Below are 20,953 nucleotides of genomic sequence, written 5' to 3'. Positions count from 1 at the left end.
GCTACCTGACCGTGCTGTCATAAAAACGCCATCATCCCTGTTTAGGCTCTGGCCACGCTCCCCCATGGTCTGTGCTGACAGGAATTACCCCGTGAAAATCGCCCATTACGCCACCCTATCCTCCCTTGTTTTGTTACTGGTTGCGGGAGGACAGGCGCTGGCCCTCTACCACGGCTGGCAACAGCTTGCCCATACCAATCAGGCCCAGCATCAGCACGAGACGCTGCAACAACTGGTGACGGTGACCCTGCAAAACAGCCTGCGTGACTACCTCAACAGCGGCGATCCGCAACAACTGACAGCAGCGGAGAAGATCCGCCAGCAAGCGCTCTCCTCGCTGGCCGCTCAGGATGATGCCGTGGCAGCCCCGCTCAGACAGCAACTCGAGCAGATGGCGCAGCGCATCGCGCACGACTATCAGGCCGCAGGCAAGCTCTCGGGCAACAGTCAGCTGCTGCTGCAAAATGCGGAGAGTGAGCTGGGCAGCCAGGCCATGGCGCTGATCCGCTATGGGGAGCAAGGCGCCAGCACGGAACAATCTGCCGCAGCACAGCAATATCGCAGCGGCGCAGCCGAGATCCTCGCGAGCCTGCCGCGCCTCGCCCATTTGCGCCAAAGCTATATGGAACAGGGCAATGAGAAGCTGCTCGAAGGGATCCGCTTCGTGCTGGAGGAACTGCAAAAACAGGCCCAAGCGCTGCAAGCCTTGCCGCTGCTCGGCCTGTATGAAGAGGCGCCCGCCGATGAGTTCACGCTGGGGGACCCGGTACGAAAGGAGCTGGGAGATCAACCGCGCAGCGAATTACGCTCGCTGCTGGGCCGCTATCCACAGGAGCTGGCCAACAGCCGCACGGCGCTACAACAGCAACAGGCTGGCCGCCAGACCGTGCAGCAAGACATCATGGCCATGTTGCAAGCGACCAGACAGATGGGGGAACAACTTGCCCGCGAACGGCAAGCCGTCAATCAGGAGCTGGCCACCATCCTCGGCACGCTAGCGCTCTGTCTGGTGATAGTCGCCCTGCTGTTTGCGCTGGTGCAACGACGTTGGCTGCTCACCCCCTTGTTGCGACTGCGCGGAGCTTTTATGCAACTCGATCAGACGGGGCAGGCCGAGCCGTTGCCTACCGGGCGCGATCGCAACGAGCTGGCCGATATTGTTGCCAGCTACAATCGGCTGATCGGTCGCCTGCAACTGGACCAACAACAAAAAGAGGGGCAGCTGTCAGCGGTATCCCTCAGCCTGCAAGGGATGGTCAGTCAGGTTGACGAGATCCACCACAGCACCCGCACCACCGAACAGGTGGTCGACGAGAGCGGCCAGATGATGGATGAGCTGAACCAGCTGGCCGGAGAGGTCCATCAGGTCGCCGCCGACATCGCCCAGCATGCCCACCATAACGAACAGGCGATGAGCCAGAGCGAAGATCTGGTGGGGAGCATGCTGCACGCCACTCATCAGACAGGACTGGCGATTGACGAGAGCGATGAGGCGCTGCAAGCCCTCACCCGCTCGGTTGCCGATGTGACGGCCATTGTCGATGTGATCGGTCATATCGCTCAGCAGACCAACTTGCTGGCCCTCAACGCCGCCATCGAAGCGGCCCGCGCAGGGGAACAGGGACGCGGTTTTGCGGTGGTCGCCGATGAGGTGCGCCACCTCTCGGCCAATACCCAGCAATCCCTCAACCAGATCACCGATATTCTGGGGCGCCTGACCCAATCCGGCGAACAACTTGGCACTGTACTGAACCGGATCACCAGCGAATCAAGCCGCCAGCGGGCGCAGGCGGAACAACTGCGCCAGACTACCCAGGCAGTGAGGGAGATCGCCCGCAACACCGCAGTGATCGCCCTGCAGGGCGCCGACAACGCCAAAAGTCAGGAGCACAAACTGGCCAGTTTTGCCGATCTGATCACCCGTATCCATCAGCATGCCCGTCAGGTGAGTCAGCTCTCGGTCCAGGTCTCCTCCCATATCCACCATCAGGCGCAGCAGATCCCCCGCATCCTCGGCCAGCAAGGCTGAACCCTATTCGCCCCAAATCTTTGCCAGCTCACTTTCCCTCGACCAGAGGGAAAGTTTTTTTGTAGCACAAAATTATCTGTTACCGACTGGTTAACTGGCAGCGCTTCGCCCGTACCGGAGGAAAAACCGCACCAGTGCTGGCGGCGACACCAAGAAAACGCTCTCATCACCGTGATACCTGCCATGAGGCTGTTTACGACCTTGCCCATGATTATTTGCACTCGGTCATACTTTTGAAACGTTGAGGGAACTTTTCATTGATATTTCGCACCGCGAACGTACTCTTGGGGTTGTCCGATAGCCAAGAATCGGAACATAAAAAAACAACATGTGATGATCAGGACTGCCAACTACAGATGTGCCAAGACATCCGGGTTTGCAGGTAGCCAAGACAAGATTTTTTGCCCTTCGGGGTGTTGATTGCAATACCGATAATCGAGCGGAAGGCACACAGCCAACTGCCGAAAAAAAGCTAAGTCCATAAAATCAGGAGCTATCTTATGTTCAATAAATCCGCACTGGCTGTTGTCATTGCTTCAGCTTTCGCACTGCCTGCTCATGCAGATATCAAGAATGTCGACATCTATGGCCAGATCGCAATCTCTGCCTGGACTGGTGCTGACTGGGCAACCGTTGATGCCAATGGCGGATACGAGAACCCCATCAAGATCGAAAATGAATCTCGCATCGGTTTCCGTGGCAGCAAGGATTTTGCCAACGGCCCCAAGTTTATCTGGCAAATCGAATCCGGTAACGTCGGTGAGTCTGGCGGTGACGGCAAGCTGGGGGTGCGCGATACCTTCGGTGGTTTCGAGTGGGAAGGGATAGGTAAAGTTCGCGCAGGCCGTATGCTAACACCGCTCTATGAAGTGCTTGACTGGCCGTACAGCAGTATCTCTACCGGTAAAGTGATGGACTGGCGCGGCGACATCATCGGTGGTGGTAACTACGATCGTCAATCCAACATGATCCGCTTTGACTCCGCCAACCATAGTGGCTTCAGCTACAACCTGGCGCTGGGCCGTGGTAACAATACCAATGATGCCAGCTCCAACTTCTATGGCCTGGGCGCTCACTACAATACCGGCCCGCTGACCCTGCACGCGACCTATGAAAAAGGTACTGACCGCAAAATCGAAGAGGGCCATTTTTATGGAACGCAGAAGACCGCTGAAGCTAAAACTGATGAACTCCTGACGCATAGTAAAGGAACAGGCGACTCAAATGCCTATCTGCTGGGCTTCGAGCTGAACTTTGACAATGGCCTCGGTTTCTATGGTGCCTATAAGCGCCTGACCGCCGATTATACCGACATGGACTTGGATGTTAGCGGTGTAGGCACCTCACAACTGAACGGCATGTCACAAGATAGCTACACCTTGGCCACGATATACAACACAGGTCTGTGGCAGTTCAAACTCGCCTATGCCGCCAACCTGAAGCCTGAATTTGAAACTGCCGCTGGCGACTTTAAGGTGAGCGAGTTCAGCGACTCCATCATCTCCGGTCAGGTCATGTACTTCCTGGATGACTCGGCCGTTGCCTATGTTCGTCCTTACTATCTGCAGCGCCGTGGTCTGTCAGTGGTACAAGATGGTGATAAAGAGTTTGGTCTGGGCATGGGCGTAGAATACTACTTCTAAACCCTGGCTTGTGTTCCCTGTATTTAATGCCTACTTGGCGGGCCCTTACAGGGCCCGCCTTTTTAGTTGTGATGAAGACAAGAGGTAAACCAGAAATGAAAAAGACCATTATGGCAGCATTAATCGCCACACTACCCTCTGTCAGTCAGGCTGCAGTCAATCTGGAAATAGGCAGAGGGGTAGAACTCGTTGCGGTCAATGGTATTCCGGTTGACTCCCCGCTGTTTATTGGCAAGGTAGACAATCAATCTTTGCCCGACGGAGACAATCAAATTGCGATTAAAATCTCTCAATTAGTCAAAGATAAAAACAATACAAAAAAATATAACTCTCATGTACATGTATTGACATTTAATGCTGCAAACCAAGCGATATCGGTAGAAGCACCGAGGTTGCAAACATGGGAACGAGGAGAGGCGTTTGACAAACAACCACAATGGAAACTCTCGTCATCCGGCAACACCGTTTCATACAAACTTGGTGAGCTGGTCTCTATGACCAATATGTCCGTGCTTCGTAATTTTGGCGAAGAGCTTGACGCATTTAACCGTAGCAACCAACCAGCGGCGCTACCTCAACTGGCAGGAGCAATGCAGGGTAATGTGAAAAACGTATATGACTTGCCGACACAAGGCAGCAACGTGATTCCCGCAGCAGTAGCCACAAAACCCATTCAGCCTTCCGATATCAGTGGCTCAGCTTCCCAACAAGCGCGATTCTGGTTTGACAAAATGACCCCAACCGAGAAACGCGATTTTATCTCTTGGGCAGCGCAAAACCTGTAAGAAGTACTGTTTATCACACTTAGCCCGCTTTTATGCGGGCTTTTGTTTCATGTATCCTCAAGCGATACATCGCATAGAGATTTCCCATCATGCCCCGTTTTGTTCTGATCACCGGTTGTTCCAGCGGTATTGGCCTCGCCGCCGCACAGGCGCTGGGGCAGCACGGTTTTACCGTGATCGCCTCGGCGCGCAAGGCGGAAGATGTGGCCCGTTTGCAGCAACAGGGATTGCTGGCAGTTCAGCTGGATCTGGCGGACCCTGCTTCCATCGAGCTGGGTGCCAGTGCGGCGCTCCATCTGGCAGGCGGGCACCTCTATGGCCTGTTCAACAATGGCGCTTATGGCCAACCCGGAGCACTGGAAGATCTGCCCACCGAAGCGCTCAGGGAGCAGTTCAATACCAACCTGTTTGGCTGGCACCATCTGATCCGTCAGGTGCTGCCGCCGATGCTGGAGGCCAAAGAGGGGCGGATAGTGCAGAACAGCTCGGTGCTGGGACTGGTTGTCATGAAGTATCGCGGCGCCTACAACGCCAGCAAATTTGCGCTGGAAGGCTATAGCGATACCCTGCGCCTCGAACTGGCGGGTAGCGGGGTACATATCAGCCTGATTGAACCGGGCCCCATCGATACCCGTTTTCGTGCCAATGCCCGCAGCGCCTTCTTGCGCCACATCGACCCGGCCCAGAGCCGTCATCAATCGGCCTACCGCCAGACCCTGACGCGGCTGGAAAAAGAGGGGGCCACCAGCGGCTTTACCCTCCCAAGCGAAGCCTGCATCCCGCCGCTGCTCCATGCGCTGACCCACGCCCATCCCAAGGCACGCTATCCGGTGACCACTCCGACCCGGCTGTTTGCCTTCTTGCGACGGGTATTGCCCACTCGCTGGCTCGATAAACTGCTGGCCAAATCGGCCTGATCCCGTGATTGGCGACAAGCATCCTGCCGCCCAAGTGGCGTTAGCCGGGTAGCGGCGTCACCCGTCCCGCCAACCTGGTTTGTCCCTCTCTTCAATAGTGCTCGCCATTGCTGTAGTAGGCGCTCTTGACCAGAGGGATCACCTGCACCACCACATAGGTCTGCTCCCCCAGCACCCGTTTCAAATGGCGCGTGATAAGGTGCGCGGCCGCGTCCTGCATCTCTTGTGGCCGCTCGAACCAGTGCAGCTCAACAAACGGAAAACCCGTCTCTGGCTCGCCGTTGCGGATCCAGCAGCTCTCCACCTGCTCCATGGTGACAAACTCCGGCTTGCCGCCGGTCAGCTCGCAAAGCTCGGCCAGCAGCGGGCCGCTCACCTGTTGCAGGGTATCGAGCGTCACGGCGCGAAAACGAAGATGGGGCATGGCAAACCTCTTGGTTATCTGAAATGAGGACTTATCATAGGGGTTATGTCAGCAAGAGAAGTCACCCGGCGCATATTAAGGATCCCCATGAGATTTCATCGCACCCTCTTTGCCTTCCTGCTCTGCCTGCTGCTACCGCTGCACGCCTTTGCCGATCCCGCCTTCTATCGGGTGAGCAAGGGCAACCAGCAACACTGGCTGCTGGGCTCCATCCATGCGGGCAAACCAGCCCTCTATCCTCTGCCCGAGTCAGTGGAGCGTGCCTGGCTGCAGAGTCGCGCACTGGTGATGGAGGTGGACATGAACAGCATCACGCCGGATCAGTGGCAACAGACCGGCTCCCTCACCCGACTGGTGGATGGCAAACCGCTCAAGGATCATCTGCCTGCCGAGCTCTATCAACGCACCCTGATGGCGGGTGCCCGCTATGGCATCGACGAGGCGACCCTCGCCACCCTGCGCCCATGGTTTGCCGCCATTACCCTGACCCAGGCCGCCATGGCCCGCTCCGACTTCAAGAGTGAACTCGGGATAGACCAGCACTTTGCCGTCCGGGCCGCCAAAGAGGGCAAACCGGTGGTGGGCTTTGAAACCCTGCTGGAGCAGCTCGGTTATCTGGCTAGCGTGGGTGACAACCAGACCCTGATGCTCGCCAGCACCCTTGATGAGCTACCGATGCTGGAGAGTGGTTTCGCCGCCGTGATGAAGGCGTGGCAGCAGGGAGATGAGGCGACGCTGATCAATCTGCTCAAGGAGGAGATGGCTCCCCCCGCGCTACAAAGCTGGATGGAGCAGACCCTGCTGGCCGAGCGCAACCATAACTGGCTGAAAAAATGGTCCACCCTGCCCAACGAGAGCTTTATCGTGGTAGGCGCCCTGCACCTTTACGGCGAACAGGGGTTGCTGGCGTTGCTGGAGCAGCAAGGGTGGCGCATTACCCCGCTCACCACACCGGGCCCTGTGCAGGCTCGGTAGCAAGGAGTCCAGTGAGAATGATCACAGAACACACTGGTTATTAAACAACCTGCAAGGGAGTTGATCGGGATCATCCCGGACGGGGCAAAGAGGTATTTATCATGCCTGTCATCAACCGGGTGACAGGAGCAATAAAATGGACTTTTGGCTGGACCTGATGTTTGGCAACAGCGTGGGATTGATGTCGATGCTGGTGATTATCGGCACCTTCTTGCTGATCAGCTCTTACGCGGCCTACTTCATCTACAAGGTGATGCACTCGCAACCGCCTCATTCACAGCAACCCCATTCTCAACAACCCAAAGAGGGCAAATAATCCTCTGACCACAGGCGGCAGCTCACACTGACCGCCTGTGCTGTTTTATGGTTCGCGACTGTGATTCCCGGGCCAGACTGCACCAGTGTCCATGCTGGGCGCCCCTTATCACCTGCCCCTTTCCCCGTTTTCTGTGCCGGTTGCGGCCGTTATAATGGCCCCCACTTTTTCTTATGGGGAGCCTGCCGTGTCTCATAACGACGAACTCTCGCTATTTATGAATGAAGTGGCCGACGTACGGCCCATTCGCAGCGACAACATCCATCCCCATGCGGCCAAATCCGCCCCGACCGAGGCGCAGCTCGCTCGCCGCCAGGCTGCCACTGCCGAACAACTCGCCCTCGACCACCTCACCATGGAGGCCATCGAGATGCGCGATCCGCACGAAATCGTCGGCTTCAAACGCGATGGGGTGCAGGAGGGGGTCTACAAGAAGCTGCGGCTCGGCAAATATGAGCTGCAGGCAAGTCTGGACTTGCACCAGAAAACCCTCAATGAGGCGCGCCAGACGCTGGTGCAGTTCATTGCGGATTGTGAAGTCCGGGATATCCGCTGCCTGCTGATCCTGCACGGCAAGGGGGAGCGCAGCACCCCGCGCGCCCTGCTGAAAAGCTATGTCAGCGCCTGGTTGCCGCAACTGCCCGCCGTCATGGCGATCCACAGTGCCGAGCGTCGCCACGGCGGCAGCGGTGCTCTATACGTGCTGCTGCGTAAAAGCGAACGCAAAAAAGCGGAAAACCGCGAACGGCACCAGAAGCGGCTCGGCTAATCCGCCTCTCGCCACCATACCTTTGGCCCGCCAGCATGAAGGTGGTCAACTATACAGCGGCGGTGTTAGCATCGAACGGCCCCGATCATGCCAGGTACGGGGCGGCATACCATCAGGGACGATAACAAGGACAATCCCATGTCATATCAAAAGCTTGAACAACATCAGCAGCAGATCCACCGCTTTAGCCACCTCGCCGCCATCTGCGGCTGGGATCAGGCAGCCATGATGCCGGAAGGGGGCAACAATGCCCGCGCCGAAGCGATGGCCGAACTCGGTCTGCTGATCCACCAGAAGCGCACCGCTCCCGAGCTGGGCGACTGGATTGCCAGGGCCGAGAGCGAACCGCTCGATGAAGTGCAACGTGCCAACCTCGGCGAGATCAAGCGCCAGTGGCAAGATGCAAGCCTGCTGCCCGGTGAGCTGGTCGAAGCGCTGTCGCTCGCTGGCAGCAAGTGCGAGCACGCCTGGCGCAGCCAGCGCAAGAACAACGACTGGGCCGGTTTTGCCCCCAATCTCGAGGAGGTGGTGAAACTCTCCCGTGAAGTGGCGCAGCTGCGGGCCGATGCGCTTGGCGTGCGCCCCTACGACGCCATGCTGGCGCTCTATGAGCCGGGCATGACCAGCGCGCGGCTCGATCAGATCTTCGGCGATCTGGCCAGCTGGCTGCCGGCTCTTATCCAGACCGTGAGTGAACAGCAGAAGGGCGATGCCCTGCTACTGCCGCAAGGCCCCTTCCCCATCCCGACCCAGCAAGCGCTCGGTCAGGAGGTGATGGGACTGCTCGGCTTTGATTTCGCACACGGCCGCCTCGATGTGAGCAGTCACCCCTTCTGTGGCGGCGTGCCGACCGATGTGCGGATCACCACCCGCTACAACGAGCAGGAGTTTGTCTCCAGCCTGATGGGCATAGTTCACGAGACCGGCCACGCCCGTTACGAGCAGGGGCTGCCGCGCCATCTGCTGGGCCAGCCGGTGGCCGAGGCCCGCTCCATGGCGATCCACGAGAGCCAGAGCCTGTTTTGCGAGATGCAGCTGGGGCATCATCCGACCTTCCTCGCGCTGCTGGCGCCACGTATTCGTCACCACTTCGGCGAGCAGGCGGCATTTGCGCCGGACAATCTGGCCAAGCTCTACAGCCGGGTCGAGCCGGGCTTTATCCGGGTCGATGCCGACGAGGTGACCTATCCGGCCCACGTTATCCTGCGCTACGAGCTGGAGCGCGATCTGGTGGAAGGGAAGATCGAGGTGGCCGACATCCCCGAGCTGTGGGACGCCAAGATGCAGCAGTGGCTGGGGCTCTCCACCAAGGGCAACTACCGCAATGGCTGCATGCAGGATATTCACTGGACCGACGGCTCGTTTGGCTATTTCCCGAGTTACACCCTGGGTGCCATGTATGCCGCCCAGCTGCGTTTTGCCCTCGAAAAAGAGCTGGGCAGCATGGGTGAGGTGATCGCGGCGGGCCGCCTGCCGGAGATCTTCGGCTGGCTCGGACGCAACATCTGGTCACAGGGGAGTCTGCACAGCACCGACGAGCTGGTGCGCCGCGCCACCGGTGAAGCGCTCAACCCACACTGGCTGCGCCAGCATCTGGAACAGCGCTACCTGAAGTAATGAGCGCAGTAAGCTAACAGCAGAGCGGGGCCCTTTTTAGTTGACCACTACAGGGCCCCGTTTTTATGGCGGTGCATGGCACAGCAGGCCGCCACCACCATGCTGTCAAAAGAGAAAATTCAGAGAGGATCAGGGGAACCCAGCAACTCGCGCAGTTGCAGGATATTGCCCTCCGGATCGAAGGCGTTGCGCACCACAAAGCCGGGCCCTGTCCACTGCTGTGGCAGCAAACCGCCGCCGAGATCCGCCGCCTTCGCTTCCGCCCAGGCGAGGCTGGATACGGTGAAGAACAGCTTGATGGCCCCCTCTTCCCGCAGTGCTGGCGGCCGCTTGATAACAACTTGCCCGGCATAAGGCTCGGGAATGGCGTGGATCAGCAGCTGGATATCGCTGTTTTCCAGCACCACCAGCTGCTCATCCTGACTGCAGACCACCATCTGCAGCAATGTACGGTAAAAGTGGGTCAGCAGGCCCGGATCCTTGGCATAGATCAGGGCACCGGCGCGAGCGGGGCCTGGCATGGAGCTCTCCTCAACAGTGAATGGCTGGGTGGACAGATCTCCACCTTCTCACAGTTGCGCGCCCCGTTCGATCCTTTTTAGCGGCTCGCCAGCCTCACTGCACAAAGTGCCACTGCCGCAGCGCCAGTGTCGGCGGCGGCCCCTGATCGTCCCCCAGATCTGCCATGCCCAGCGCCTCGTCATAGTGCACACCGCCCGCGCCACTCTCGGTCAGGTATTTTGCCCGCACCGCCCCGTACAGACCGCCACTTCCGCTGATCTGCATCTCGGTCAGCGGGGCATAGAGGGCGGCATAGAGCGGGGTATTGCCCGACAGCTTGATCCCATCCTTGCCGCTATAGGCGGAATAGATGGAGATAGCAGGCGTACCGCCAGCGGTCAGCCCCTGCTTGGCTGCCGTCACCTCAGCACCGGCCCCAAGATCGACCTTGCCGCTGACGATCAGGGTCAGACTACTGCCCTCGCTCACCGTCAACTTGTTGCTGCCAGTCATGGTGAAATCCTTGTCGATCAGCAGCACCACATCCCCCTTGATGGTGAGACTGGCATCGGCCCCCATATTGAGACTGTCGAGCTTGTAAACGGTCTGCTCCTTGCCAAACAACTCCCCCTTGCCGGGTAGCGGCAGCCCGGGCTTATGCTGGTTGTTGCTGGTGACCGAGCCAGTGGCAGGATCCGTGGTCAGCACCATCTGCTGGGTGGCCCCGAGCGTCAGCGGGCCATTGATGGGCAGCGTTGCAGGAGGGAACGATTTGGGCAGCGCGGCCACATTGAGCGGGTCACACACCTGCCCGGCTACCGGTGGCAGCTTGGGATGAGTGCGGTATTGGGGATCCAGATACTTCTGATGCTTGGCATCAAGGAATGCCCCGTTCCCACCATAGTTCAACTTGTCGCCAGCAATGCTTGTGCCATGACCCATAGAGACATCACCATTGATTGCAACAGCTCCGGCAATATGCCCCCCTTGCAAGGCAAAATTTCCACTCCCGTTTACGCTGCCCTCAACCCTGACGACCCCATCAGAGGGAGAAATGGTGATATCGCCGCCAGCAAGTACATTACCTGCAACAGGTGAAGAGCCGTTCAAGGTCACCGAGCCGGTCGCCCGCACATCACCCCAGATGGGGGAGTGCCCGGCGAGCACTACATTGGCCTTGTCGCTGACAGTCGCCACCTTGGCGTTTTGCCCCTGATTAAGAGTCCCGGAAACAGACTCCTTGTACGCCCCCTTGCGCGAATCGTAGCTGTCGATAAAACCGCTACCGGAGAGGCTTAGCCCTTCACACGCCACCACCGAATCCTGAAAGATGAGATTACCCGGCTCGCGCTTAAGGGCAAACAGCGCGTTGAGGCTGGCATTCCCCTCCAGATAGCGGCCATGGCTCTGCAACGCCAGCTTGCTGCCGGCGGAGGCATCAAGCTGCTCGATGCGAAAGCGGCTGCCCGCCATGGCTCCTTCGCCATTGCTTGGCACCTTCTGCACCAGTTGAGCCCACTCTATCCTAGGTTCGGCGCCAAGGGCCTGATGCAGGGCGCGATAACTGTCGTTCATCCCCTGCTCGGCACTGAGCTGCGCATTGATCTTCTTGTGAAAATTGCCGCTCAGGCGAGTCTGCAACTGGTTCTCCTGAATGCTGGTAAACACCAGCAGACTCGACAGCAGGCTCACCACCAGCACCACCAGCAGTACGGCTCCCCGCTGCCCCTGCAATCCCTTGTTCATCCCGCTCCCCCTGCTGTGGCGTTGGCACCGGATGTGGCCAACGCTGCCTCCCAGACCGCCTTACGGCGGGCCACCTGCACCTCTACTCCCGGTGCCAGATAGCTCGGCAGCCCTTCGGGCAAGATGCGGATATTGACCACTGCCCCCTGCTGGACGAATTCAAGATCCTGAAGATGGGCCAGCAACAGGCGCGGGCCATCTCCGTCATCGCAACTGAGTACTGGCGGCGTGAAGCGGTACTGCTCGGTAAAATCGGCGGTTTTCTGGTTGCCAAGGCAGGATAGCACCGGACTGCCCCCCTCTACCTTGAAGGCCAGCGTCAGGCGCTCAGGGGTCACTGCTATCAGCTGATCCGCCTGCTTGATGCTGTTGGTAAAGGTGAGAGTGGCAAAGCGCAGCACTTCGTTCGCCTGCTCCAACGCCTTGCTCTGCTCGACCGTGCTCTTGATCGGGGCGTAACCGGCAAAAATCGCCAGCATCAGCATCAGACCGAGCACCATGGAGATCATCAGCTCGACGAGACTGACACCTCGTTGCCGTGAGGGGACGCTCAGCATAAGGGCGGAAATCCTGCGTTCAGCTCCACCCGCTTGGCGCCGGAGACCCGCTCATCCTGCCACTCGATAGCGACCACAAAGTTGTCGCTATAACGGTTCGGTAGCACCAACCGGTGGCCATCCTGCAGGGTGAAGCGGGCAAGAAAATCGGCCTGGGTGAACCGCTCGGGCTTGCGCTGCACTTCACACAGCGAGCTCCAGATCTGCTCCACGCTGTTGCTCGCCTCGATCGTGGCCAGCGTGCTCTGCAAGCTGTAATGCGCCTGCTGCAACGAGACCACCTGCCCCTTGGCGAGACCGAGAAACACCATCACCGCCAACACCATGGAGACCATGATCTCCACCAGATTGAAGCCCTGCTGGCGGGCAAGTGCAGCGTGTCTCATGAACAGCTCCCTTGCAGCAGCTGGCCGCTCGGGGCCACGCAGAGCACCCGCTGCTCACCGAGGCGATTGGCCAGAATGATCTCGGCGTGGCTGCTGCTGCCGGTTGGCGCGATCTGGATGGGGTCAAACGGCTTGATCACCACTCCGCCAGCAGGTGCTGCCGCCTGACGCAGCAACTTGCTGTCAGCCATCACCTCCCAGCCACCGTTCTCGGTGCCCTGCAGTACCACCGGCAGGGTCAGCTTGACCGCTTCGCTGCGGGCAAAGCGGTAGGCTGACGCGAGTTCGGTCGCACTGCGATCGAGCCGTTCGGCCGCGAGGCGCTGACTCATGGAGGGCAACCCGACCAATAGCAAAATGGCGGCGATGCCGACCGTGATCATCAACTCAATCAGAGTAAATCCGCGCACGTTCATCTTATGATCCCCAGCAGTCATGGCGATTGGCCGCGCGATAACCGGTTTGATCGAGGGTCAGAGTGCCGCACTCATCCTGTTGTCGCGTCGTTGGAATGGCTTTGAGCAGGTAGTCGCCAGCATCTTGCTGGCTGTAGCTGAACTGGTAGAAATCCGTGTTGGAATGGGTATCAAACGTGTCTGGATAACGGCCCTGTTGGGTATAGATACGTTCAAGGGCGAGCGCCTGCTCCAGCAATTGTTGCTGCGCTTCGTAACGACGTCCCTGTTGCAGATAACCCTGATACGCTGGCAACGCGATGGCCGCGAGAATGCTGACAACCGTCATGGCGATCAACAACTCGATCAGACTAAACCCACGGCAATGGGGCCATGCCTTACAGTCGTTCACTTATCATCCTTGGCAAGTGTTGTTGTTATTGGTCGGCCTAAGGCCGCAGATGTGATGACTTAATAATCATCAAAAATTAACTAACTCGATTGAACAACACAAAATCACCACACTCAATGTAAAAAAGATAGTTATGTGATCTGTTATTAATTTTTAAGCAGTTTTCGCCGCCACTAATCTCGCTAAGCAAATAAAGCTAGGCCAATCGTGCCTACGACCCGTCCGTTATGCCCCCTTCTGTCGAGCCGCGACATATGAATAGCAGCGTGACGAAGAGTGAAACCCGGCCGTGCAATGAAAGAGCAAAAAAACCTTTGGCCAATTTTTGCTATCCCTGTCCGTTTCTGGCTAGTCACAGCCCCCGAGCCCCCTTACTCTCTTGCTATCTATTCCAGCAAAGCCGCCAACACCATGAATGCAAAGCCCAGCCCAGAGTCGTCACCGGATGAGGTGATCAACACCCTCAGCCGCGAGCAGTGTCACGCCGCACGGCTCGCCCGCGATTCTCGCTTCGATGGCCGCTTCTTTACCGGCGTGCTCTCGACCGGCATCTACTGCCGGCCGGTCTGCCCGGCACGGCCACCGCACGAGCACAATGTGCGCTACTTCCAAAGCGCCGCGGCCGCCGAGCAGTATGGGCTGCGACCCTGCCTGCGCTGCCGCCCTGAGCTGGCCCCCGCCGCCCGTGGCGATCTGCCGGTTGAACTGGCACGTCTGCTGGCACGCATCGATCGCGGCGAGCTGGCGGAGGGCACGCTCGCCAAACTGGCCACTGAGGCCGGGATCAGCGAACGCACCCTGCGCCGCCAGTTCGAGCAACATCTCGGCGCCTCACCAAAACAGGTGGAGCAGACGCGCCGCCTGCTGCTCGCAAAAAGGCTGCTGACTGAAACCGGGCTGCCCATCACCGACATCGCGTTTGCCGCCGGCTTTGCCAGCATCCGCCGCTTCAATGACGCCTGGCTCAACGCCTACGGACTGGCCCCGCGCACCCTGCGCCAACAAGAGGATCATGCGCCAGAGCACATGAGCGCGCAGCCCCGCGGCGCCCCCCTGACCCTGCAACTGCCCTATCGCCCCCCATATGACGTGGCGGCCATGCTGGCGTTCTATCGGCTACGGGCGATCCCCGGACTGGAGCGGGTAGATGGCGAGGTGTATGAGCGGCGCTACCGAGTCGGCGATCAGGTCGCGCTAGTGCGTATCGCGCAGGGCAAGGGGCACAGCCTGCAGCTTACCGTCCATGATCTGCCGCTCGCGGCGCTGCCCGATCTGCTCTATCGGGTGCGCCGGATGTGGGATCTCGATGCCGACATGCAGCGGATCGGTGATCTGCTCGGTCAGGACCCGCTGCTCGCCCGCTTGCAGGCGTGCTGGCCCGGTGTACGGCTGCCGGGTGGCTGGGACGAATACGAGGTGATGCTGCGCGCCATCGTCGGCCAGCAGGTGTCGGTCAAGGGAGCCATCACCATACTCGGGCGACTGGTAGCCCGTACCGAGGCGCAATTCGGGGTGGCGCAACTACCGACCCCCGCCCAGTTGTGCGAACTCGATCTCGACGGTATCGGCATGCCCGGCAGCCGCATTCGCACCCTGCGGGGCGTGGCACAGGCGCTGGCCAGTGGCGAGCTGACCCTCACGACAGCCAGTGACGAGCAGTTGCTGGCACTACCGGGCATAGGCCCCTGGACGGTCTCTTACTGGCGGCTGCGCTGCGGGATGGATACCGATGCCTTCCCCGCTTCCGATCTGGTGCTGCAAAAGGCACTCGGAGGCGGCACCAAGCTGCCGGTGAAAGAGGTGTTGGCGCAAAGTGCGGCGTGGCAACCGTGGCGCAGCTATGCGGCCAGCTGGCTGTGGCACGCCATGAGCGAAGCGCCCGATTTGCTACTCCGTGCCACTGGCAACGAACAACAGCCAGATACCCAACAACAGGAGATAACACCATGATCCGCTACGATATCCTGCCGACCCGCTGCGGCGATCTGCTGGTCGCCATCAATGAATCCGGTCTGGTGCACGTGGACTTTGTGACGGGCCTGCGGGCACTGCCCGATATGAGTAGCTGGCAGCAAGATCACGAAGCGCTGGCTCCCTTCCTCGCCGAATTTGACGCCTATTTTGCCGGTCGCTTGCAGCGCTTCTCCCTGCCCCTTGCCGCCCGTGGCACCGCCTTTCAGCAGGCAGTATGGCAAGCGTTGTGCGACATCCCCTACGGCGAGACCCGCAGCTACAGCGATATCGCTCGCACCATCGGCAAACCCGATGCGGTGCGGGCAGTGGGCGCGGCGAATGGCCGCAATCCGCTCTCGATCATCGTCCCCTGCCATCGGGTGATCGGCCAAAACGGCAGCCTGACCGGCTATGCGGGGGGATTGGAGATTAAAAAAACGCTGCTGGCGCTGGAGAGGGACAATTAAAGGAGGGTAGGCAGAGAACCTGCGATAAAAATTGCCCCTTTCCGGATGGAGAAAGGGGCTCATTGATCAGCGTTTCAGGCTGCCCATCACATGCATTTCGCAGCGGTTACAGTCAAAACGCAGGCGGAAGGTGTCTTTACCCATCTTGAGCTCCAGCGGCTCGGCCTTGAGACCGGGCACCTCGTTCGGGCAGAGGTTCTGGCTATAGCGGATGCAGTGCTTGGTGATCATCAGCACCACTTCCCGCTCCTCCTTGTTCGCCTCATAGGCGGGAGCGATGCGCTCCACCCCGTGTTCGCGGAAGAACTGCTCGGCGGCGCTGTTCAGCACGTTGCCAAGGTAGGAGAGGCGGTGCTGGGGATAGCTGATATCCCGCAGGGCGATGCGTCGCTCGGGGCGCTGGTAGCTGGCCACTCGCGCCACCTCCAGCGCGGCGATGCCCTCCCGGCGCAAACCGTTGAGCTGTGATGCGGCGATAAATAGCGGGTGAGTAAATGCCAACTCAATCTTGCGCGCCACAAACAGGGTATTGCCGAGTTTGCCGAGCTGGTCACGCGCCTGTTGCAGCGCCCGCTCCGGGTTGTCGGCAGGCTGTTTGTCACAAGGCAGGGTCACTGCGGCACTGATGCCTTGTTCGTCGGTGAGCGTGAGGCTCACGCCCTCATCGCATTCTGCCAGCACCATATCGACCCGGATGCGGCGATCTGCGCTCGCCTTCTCCAGCATCTTGCTGAACGCCTGATCGTGGTTGCGGTAGATTTCGGTCCCCACCTTCAGCCCCGGCATGCGTTCAGACAGGAGTAACTGCTTACCTTCGACCTTGTTGAGACGCATCCCCACCAGCTCGTTATTCGGCTTGAAGAAGCCCAGACCGTCGCCGTTGTTGAGGGTGACCTGTTTGCCATCGATCTCGATACCGTCACGGGTCACCCTGGTGACCCGCCCCAGCGGCTCGCCCACATATTTCGGGCTTTTGGTGGAGTCGATACCCTGATGACGGCCATGGAGGAAGTAATCGGTGCTGCCGCGGTTGAAACTTTTCTTGGGGTCAGGCGTGAAGCTGTAGCTGCAACGACCCGCCGAGGCGGCCACCAGATCGGAGCGGCTATCCAGAATGGCGTCGAGCTTCTGGCGATACCAGGCGGTAACGTTCTTGACGTAGTCGAGCCCCTTGAGGCGCCCTTCAATCTTGAAGGAGCGGATCCCCGCCTCGATCAAGGCCTCCAGGTTGTCGGTCTGATCCATATCCTTGAGCGACAGCAGGTGGCTGTCGGCCACCAGCACTTCACCGTCCGGCTTTTGCAACGAGCAGGGCAAGCGACAGAGCTGGGCACACTCGCCACGGTTGGCACTGCGGCCGGTACGGGCATGGCTGATATTGCACTGGCCGCTGTAGGAGACACAGAGCGCACCGTGGATAAAGAACTCCAGCTGCACATTGGTCGCCACGCTGATCTCGCGGATCTGCGCAAGGGACAGTTCGCGCGCCAGCACCACCTGAGAGAAACCCACATCCTGCAGAAACTTCACCTTCTCCGGCGTGCGGTTGTCGGTCTGGGTACTGGCATGGAGCGCGATGGGAGGCAAATCCAGCGCCAGCAGTCCCATATCCTGCACGATGAGCGCATCGGCACCGGCTTCGTAGATCTGGTGGGTCAGCCGCCGGGCCTGCTCCAGCTCATGATCATGCAGCAGGGTGTTGAAGGCGACAAAGACCTGGGCGCCGAAACGGTGGGCGTGACGTGCCAGCGCTTCGATATCCTCGATGGAGTTGCCCGCCGCACTGCGGGCGCCAAAGGCAGGACCGCCCATGTAGATGGCATCGGCACCATGGTTGATGGCTTCGATGCCGTAGGCGAGGTTCTTGGCCGGAGCCAGCAGCTCCAACCGGTTGTTGTGGCTTAACGGGTGCTTGTTCTGGTGCATGGTCTCGGGATCAGGGCGGACAGCAAATGGGCGCTACTCTAGCCCATTCACCACCCGCATGCCTTGATCCCGCTTAAGGTATCCGCAAAATGCAGGATTAGATAACCACCTTGAGTGCCAGCCCGAGCAGCACCAGCCCGCTCACCTTATCGATCACAAAGGATTTGGCTTTAAGCCATGCCAGCACAGGCCCGCGCGAGAGCACCAGCGCCACCAGCACGTACCAGACGGCATCGATCCCGCCCGCGGTGAGCATCATGATGCCACCTTCGCTCCAGCCGGTATCGGCCCGCACAAACTGGCTAAACAGGGCGATGAAGAAGACCGCCAGCTGGGGATTGAGAAAGGCCACCATAAAACCTTCAAAGGCTCCCTGCCGACCACGCAGCTGGTGCACCTCTTCACTCGCTTCACCACTGGCTGGTTTTGCCAGCAGGGCTTTCGCCCCAAGCCAGGCAAGAAACGCAGCACCGCCGTAGCGGATCAGATCAAACAGGATTGGGGTCTGGGTGATCAAAATGGAGAGGCCGAGCGCGGTGACCAGCGCATAGATACCAACCCCGAGGCCGTGGCCGAGCGCAGTGGCGACACCATGCCCCTGCCCGCCCTGCACCGTGTTGCGGATGATCAGCGCCAGACTCGGCCCCGGGCTGATGGCCCCCATCACGCAGATTGCGGCCAGTGCCAGCCAACTCGTCAGTTCCATGCATTTCCTCTTTATATGCTCGATATGATGACCTGCATTCAGGGTACGGGCTGAGCCATTATGCCAGTAGTGAAAGTTATGAATAGATTCCATAACCAATGGCTATGGCACCACACAACTGACTGCGGCTAACCGCCGAGACCGAGCAGCTTGCGACTCTCGCCGACGGTACGTTGCAGGTGATCCCGCAGGAATGGGTAGGCCAGCTCGCGAAACCAGCGGTGGGCCGGATCCTGATGGTGGCGCTGATGCCACAGCAGATGATACTGCTGGTCGCGGGTAGCAAATGGCAGATCGACAAAGGTGAGCTCATGGCCGCAGGAGAGCTGCCAGGCGATATGGGCCGGGGTTGTCATCAGGCAATCGGTGCGCAGCAACACCTCCACTGCCGCCTGAAAGAAGGGTACTCTGGCAAACCAGCGCCGACTCAGTCCCTGCGGCGCCAATACCTGCTCCACCGGGCTGTCCTTGTCGCCACCGCCACTCACCTGCAGGTGAGGCCAGGCGAGATAGTCATCGAGATTAAGCGTCTTGCCTGCCAGCGGGTGGTGACATCCCATCAGCACCGCCAGCCGATCTTCCCCCTGATGCAGACCACGGATCTGCTCCGGTACCTGCTCGGTGATGGTAGAGACCAGATCGAGCTCGGACTGCCACAGCTGCGGCAGCAGACGCTTGTCCCACAGGCTGTACTCCAGCGCCGCCAACGGCGCCTCTTTGGCGAGCGCGGCACAGATATCGGGCAGGATATGCTGGGCAACATAATCAGAAGAGGCGAGTCGAAATACCCGCTCGCAGCGGCTCGGGTCAAATCCGGGCGCCTCGTAGAGCCGCTCCAGCGCACCGAGAGAAGCCGCCAGCTGGGCGGCCAACAGTTCGGCCCGTGGCGTCAGCAGCCAGCGTTGCCCCTCCCGCACCAGCAACTCGTCGTCAAACTCGCTGCGCAACTGGGCAAGTTGCTTGCTGATGGAGGGCTGACTCAGGTGCAACAGCTCGGCGGCGCGGCTGATATTGCGGGTATCCAGCAGCACCTTGAGGGTCGGCAACAAGTTGAGATTGGCTCTGAGCAAGGAGATACCCTCATCGGTGGGGAAACGCCTATCTTAGGGCAGAGGAGTCCCGCGTTTTAAGCAAAATTTCCTGCCATGTTCAGCACGTTGCAGCCCTTTGCGACCAGATGACACAGCGGATCCCCCCGCACATAACCATGACCACAAGATGACAGTGGTTGTCTCGTACGGCATAATTGCACGATTTTCCGCCCGCGGGCGATCCACTTTGAGAAGCGGTAACAAGATGAAATACGCCAATATCACCGGCTGGGGCAAATGCCTGCCTCCCTCTGTGCTGACCAACGACGACCTCAGCACCATCATGGATACGTCAGACGAGTGGATCTATCCGCGCACCGGCATCAAGGCCCGCCGGATCTCCCATGTCAGCACCTCGGATCTCGCCACCCTGGCCGGTCGCCGTGCACTGGCCTGCGCAGGTCTGGAAGCGAGCGATCTCGATGGCATCATCCTGGCGACCGCCACCCCGGACAACCTGCTGCCAAGTGCCGCCTCTGCGGTGCAGAAGAAGCTGGGCGCCGTCAATGCCGCCGTGTTTGACCTCAACGCGGCCTGCACCGGTTTCGTCTACTCTCTCTCGGTCGCCACCTCGCTGGTGCAGACCGGCATGATGAAGAAGGTGCTGGTGATTGGTGCCGAGCGCCTCACCTACCTGCTGGACTGGGCGCGCCGCGATACCGCCGTGCTGTTTGGCGATGGTGCCGGTGCCGTGGTAATCGAGGCGAGCGAGCAGGAGTGTGGCCTGATCGCCAACAAGCTCGGCTGCGACAGCGAAGCGCGGGAGATCCTGCACGTACCGAACTTCGGTACCGATCGGGTGCGTTTTGCCGATATCGATGGGCTGTTCACCTTCAACTTCGAAGGGCCGGAGATCTTCAAACGCGCCGTGCGCGGCATGGGGGAAGCCACCAGCACTGTATTGGCGCAGGCTGGCATTGCGCCGGAGCAGGTCGACCTGATCGTCCCCCATCAGGCCAACATCCGCATCATCGAAACCCTCGCCAAGCGGATGAACGCGCCGATGGAGAAGGTAATGGTCAACATCGAAAACTACGGCAACACCTCCGCCGCCACCGTGCCCATCGCCCTGTGCGAAGCGCTGGAACAGGGCCGCGTCAAGCCGAACTCCTATCTGCTGACCGCAGCCTTCGGTGCCGGTCTGACCTGGGGCGCCGCCATCATCAAGTGGGGCGATCGCGTCACCCCTATCAAGGCGTGCGATGCCGAACTGCCCCCGTGTGACAAGAGCGCGCTGGAACTGATTGCCCACGCAGTTGAAGGTTGCCAGAAGGCTCACGCCAACGAGGCTTGATCCTCATCAGGAGCCTGAATCCTCAGGCTCCTTCTCTCCTTTTC

The 20,953-nt window shown here is 59.6% G+C and carries 21 protein-coding genes; 11 read left to right on the top strand and 10 right to left on the bottom strand.

What is annotated here, in order from left to right; all coding sequences use genetic code 11:
• Positions 1-91 precede the first annotated feature (91 nt).
• The 4 genes from ACTG2J_RS04665 to ACTG2J_RS04650 all read left to right on the top strand — a co-directional run bounded on the left by ACTG2J_RS04665 (position 92) and on the right by ACTG2J_RS04650 (position 5,374).
• Positions 92-2,029, top strand: coding sequence for a methyl-accepting chemotaxis protein (locus ACTG2J_RS04665; RefSeq protein ID WP_439997247.1), 1,938 nt, complete (start codon positions 92-94; stop codon positions 2,027-2,029).
• 500 nt (positions 2,030-2,529) lie between these two features.
• Positions 2,530-3,672 carry a porin gene (locus tag ACTG2J_RS04660; RefSeq protein WP_167564719.1) on the top strand — a complete coding sequence of 381 codons (1,143 nt, stop codon included), beginning with the start codon at positions 2,530-2,532 and terminating at the stop codon, positions 3,670-3,672.
• A 95-nt stretch (positions 3,673-3,767) separates the two neighbouring features.
• The gene (locus tag ACTG2J_RS04655) at positions 3,768-4,457 is read left to right on the top strand and encodes a YccT family protein (RefSeq protein ID WP_167564720.1); all 690 of its coding nucleotides are present in this window, start codon (positions 3,768-3,770) and stop codon (positions 4,455-4,457) included.
• A gap of 89 nt (positions 4,458-4,546) precedes the next feature.
• Entirely contained in the window at positions 4,547-5,374 is an 828-nt protein-coding gene (locus tag ACTG2J_RS04650; protein ID WP_439997246.1) for an SDR family oxidoreductase, read from the top strand.
• 91 nt (positions 5,375-5,465) lie between these two features.
• Here ACTG2J_RS04650 and ACTG2J_RS04645 read toward each other — a convergent pair whose 3' ends face one another.
• Positions 5,466-5,798 (bottom strand): DUF1904 family protein, encoded by a 333-nt coding sequence (locus ACTG2J_RS04645; protein ID WP_439997245.1) that lies wholly within the window; start codon positions 5,796-5,798, stop codon positions 5,466-5,468.
• An 87-nt stretch (positions 5,799-5,885) separates the two neighbouring features.
• Between ACTG2J_RS04645 and ACTG2J_RS04640 the strand changes: the two genes are divergently transcribed.
• The 4 genes from ACTG2J_RS04640 to ACTG2J_RS04625 all read left to right on the top strand — a co-directional run bounded on the left by ACTG2J_RS04640 (position 5,886) and on the right by ACTG2J_RS04625 (position 9,475).
• Positions 5,886-6,773 (top strand): TraB/GumN family protein, encoded by an 888-nt coding sequence (locus ACTG2J_RS04640; protein WP_439997244.1) that lies wholly within the window; start codon positions 5,886-5,888, stop codon positions 6,771-6,773.
• Between the two features lie 136 nt (positions 6,774-6,909).
• Positions 6,910-7,089: a DUF3149 domain-containing protein gene (locus ACTG2J_RS04635; RefSeq protein WP_005338733.1), complete on the top strand. Its 180-nt coding sequence runs from the start codon at positions 6,910-6,912 to the stop codon at positions 7,087-7,089.
• A gap of 187 nt (positions 7,090-7,276) precedes the next feature.
• Positions 7,277-7,858 carry a DNA endonuclease SmrA gene (gene smrA, locus ACTG2J_RS04630; protein ID WP_005338734.1) on the top strand — a complete coding sequence of 194 codons (582 nt, stop codon included), beginning with the start codon at positions 7,277-7,279 and terminating at the stop codon, positions 7,856-7,858.
• Positions 7,859-7,996: 138 nt separating this feature from the next.
• On the top strand, positions 7,997-9,475 hold the full coding sequence (locus tag ACTG2J_RS04625; protein WP_439988955.1) for a carboxypeptidase M32: 1,479 nt from the start codon (positions 7,997-7,999) through the stop codon (positions 9,473-9,475).
• A gap of 119 nt (positions 9,476-9,594) precedes the next feature.
• Here ACTG2J_RS04625 and ACTG2J_RS04620 read toward each other — a convergent pair whose 3' ends face one another.
• The 6 genes from ACTG2J_RS04620 to ACTG2J_RS04595 all read right to left on the bottom strand — a co-directional run bounded on the left by ACTG2J_RS04620 (position 9,595) and on the right by ACTG2J_RS04595 (position 13,472).
• A complete protein-coding gene (locus ACTG2J_RS04620) occupies positions 9,595-9,996 on the bottom strand; it encodes a VOC family protein (protein ID WP_005338740.1) in 402 nt (133 codons plus the stop codon).
• 94 nt (positions 9,997-10,090) lie between these two features.
• Positions 10,091-11,722 carry a DUF7305 domain-containing protein gene (locus tag ACTG2J_RS04615; RefSeq protein ID WP_439997243.1) on the bottom strand — a complete coding sequence of 544 codons (1,632 nt, stop codon included), beginning with the start codon at positions 11,720-11,722 and terminating at the stop codon, positions 10,091-10,093.
• Positions 11,719-12,279 (bottom strand): PilW family protein, encoded by a 561-nt coding sequence (locus ACTG2J_RS04610; RefSeq protein WP_257687644.1) that lies wholly within the window; start codon positions 12,277-12,279, stop codon positions 11,719-11,721. Before ACTG2J_RS04610 ends, ACTG2J_RS04615 begins: the two co-directional genes overlap by 4 nt.
• Positions 12,273-12,665 carry a type IV pilus modification PilV family protein gene (locus tag ACTG2J_RS04605; protein WP_005358533.1) on the bottom strand — a complete coding sequence of 131 codons (393 nt, stop codon included), beginning with the start codon at positions 12,663-12,665 and terminating at the stop codon, positions 12,273-12,275. Before ACTG2J_RS04605 ends, ACTG2J_RS04610 begins: the two co-directional genes overlap by 7 nt.
• Positions 12,662-13,081: a GspH/FimT family pseudopilin gene (locus ACTG2J_RS04600; RefSeq protein WP_005338751.1), complete on the bottom strand. Its 420-nt coding sequence runs from the start codon at positions 13,079-13,081 to the stop codon at positions 12,662-12,664. The genes ACTG2J_RS04605 and ACTG2J_RS04600 overlap by 4 nt, the downstream gene beginning before the upstream one ends.
• 1 nt (position 13,082) lies before the next feature.
• The gene (locus ACTG2J_RS04595) at positions 13,083-13,472 is read right to left on the bottom strand and encodes a type IV pilin protein (RefSeq protein WP_064341052.1); all 390 of its coding nucleotides are present in this window, start codon (positions 13,470-13,472) and stop codon (positions 13,083-13,085) included.
• 411 nt (positions 13,473-13,883) lie between these two features.
• Between ACTG2J_RS04595 and ACTG2J_RS04590 the strand changes: the two genes are divergently transcribed.
• The gene (locus ACTG2J_RS04590) at positions 13,884-15,422 is read left to right on the top strand and encodes an AlkA N-terminal domain-containing protein (RefSeq protein ID WP_439997242.1); all 1,539 of its coding nucleotides are present in this window, start codon (positions 13,884-13,886) and stop codon (positions 15,420-15,422) included.
• On the top strand, positions 15,419-15,892 hold the full coding sequence (locus tag ACTG2J_RS04585) for a methylated-DNA--[protein]-cysteine S-methyltransferase (RefSeq protein WP_439988959.1): 474 nt from the start codon (positions 15,419-15,421) through the stop codon (positions 15,890-15,892). The genes ACTG2J_RS04590 and ACTG2J_RS04585 overlap by 4 nt, the downstream gene beginning before the upstream one ends.
• Before the next feature lie 66 nt (positions 15,893-15,958).
• On the opposite strand, the gene ACTG2J_RS04580 is transcribed toward ACTG2J_RS04585, so the two are convergent.
• From ACTG2J_RS04580 to ACTG2J_RS04570, 3 genes are all read right to left on the bottom strand, one after another.
• Complete coding sequence (locus ACTG2J_RS04580; RefSeq protein ID WP_439988960.1) at positions 15,959-17,818, bottom strand: peptidase U32 family protein; 1,860 nt, start codon at positions 17,816-17,818, stop codon at positions 15,959-15,961.
• Positions 17,819-17,915: 97 nt separating this feature from the next.
• Positions 17,916-18,524, bottom strand: a complete 609-nt coding sequence (locus ACTG2J_RS04575; protein WP_439988961.1) for a LysE family translocator — start codon at positions 18,522-18,524, stop codon at positions 17,916-17,918.
• A 128-nt stretch (positions 18,525-18,652) separates the two neighbouring features.
• Positions 18,653-19,594, bottom strand: a complete 942-nt coding sequence (locus ACTG2J_RS04570) for a LysR family transcriptional regulator (protein WP_160881892.1) — start codon at positions 19,592-19,594, stop codon at positions 18,653-18,655.
• Positions 19,595-19,820: 226 nt separating this feature from the next.
• Here ACTG2J_RS04570 and ACTG2J_RS04565 point away from each other — a divergent pair, with 226 nt between their 5' ends.
• The gene (locus ACTG2J_RS04565) at positions 19,821-20,909 is read left to right on the top strand and encodes a ketoacyl-ACP synthase III (RefSeq protein WP_021230362.1); all 1,089 of its coding nucleotides are present in this window, start codon (positions 19,821-19,823) and stop codon (positions 20,907-20,909) included.
• Positions 20,910-20,953: the final 44 nt, after the last annotated feature.

It is taken from the genome of Aeromonas sp. 6P, assembly GCF_051919525.1.
GTDB classification, from domain to species: Bacteria; Pseudomonadota; Gammaproteobacteria; order Enterobacterales; family Aeromonadaceae; genus Aeromonas; species Aeromonas veronii.
Note: the sequence above shows the minus strand (reverse complement) of the source record. Positions and strands in the feature narration are given on the sequence as shown.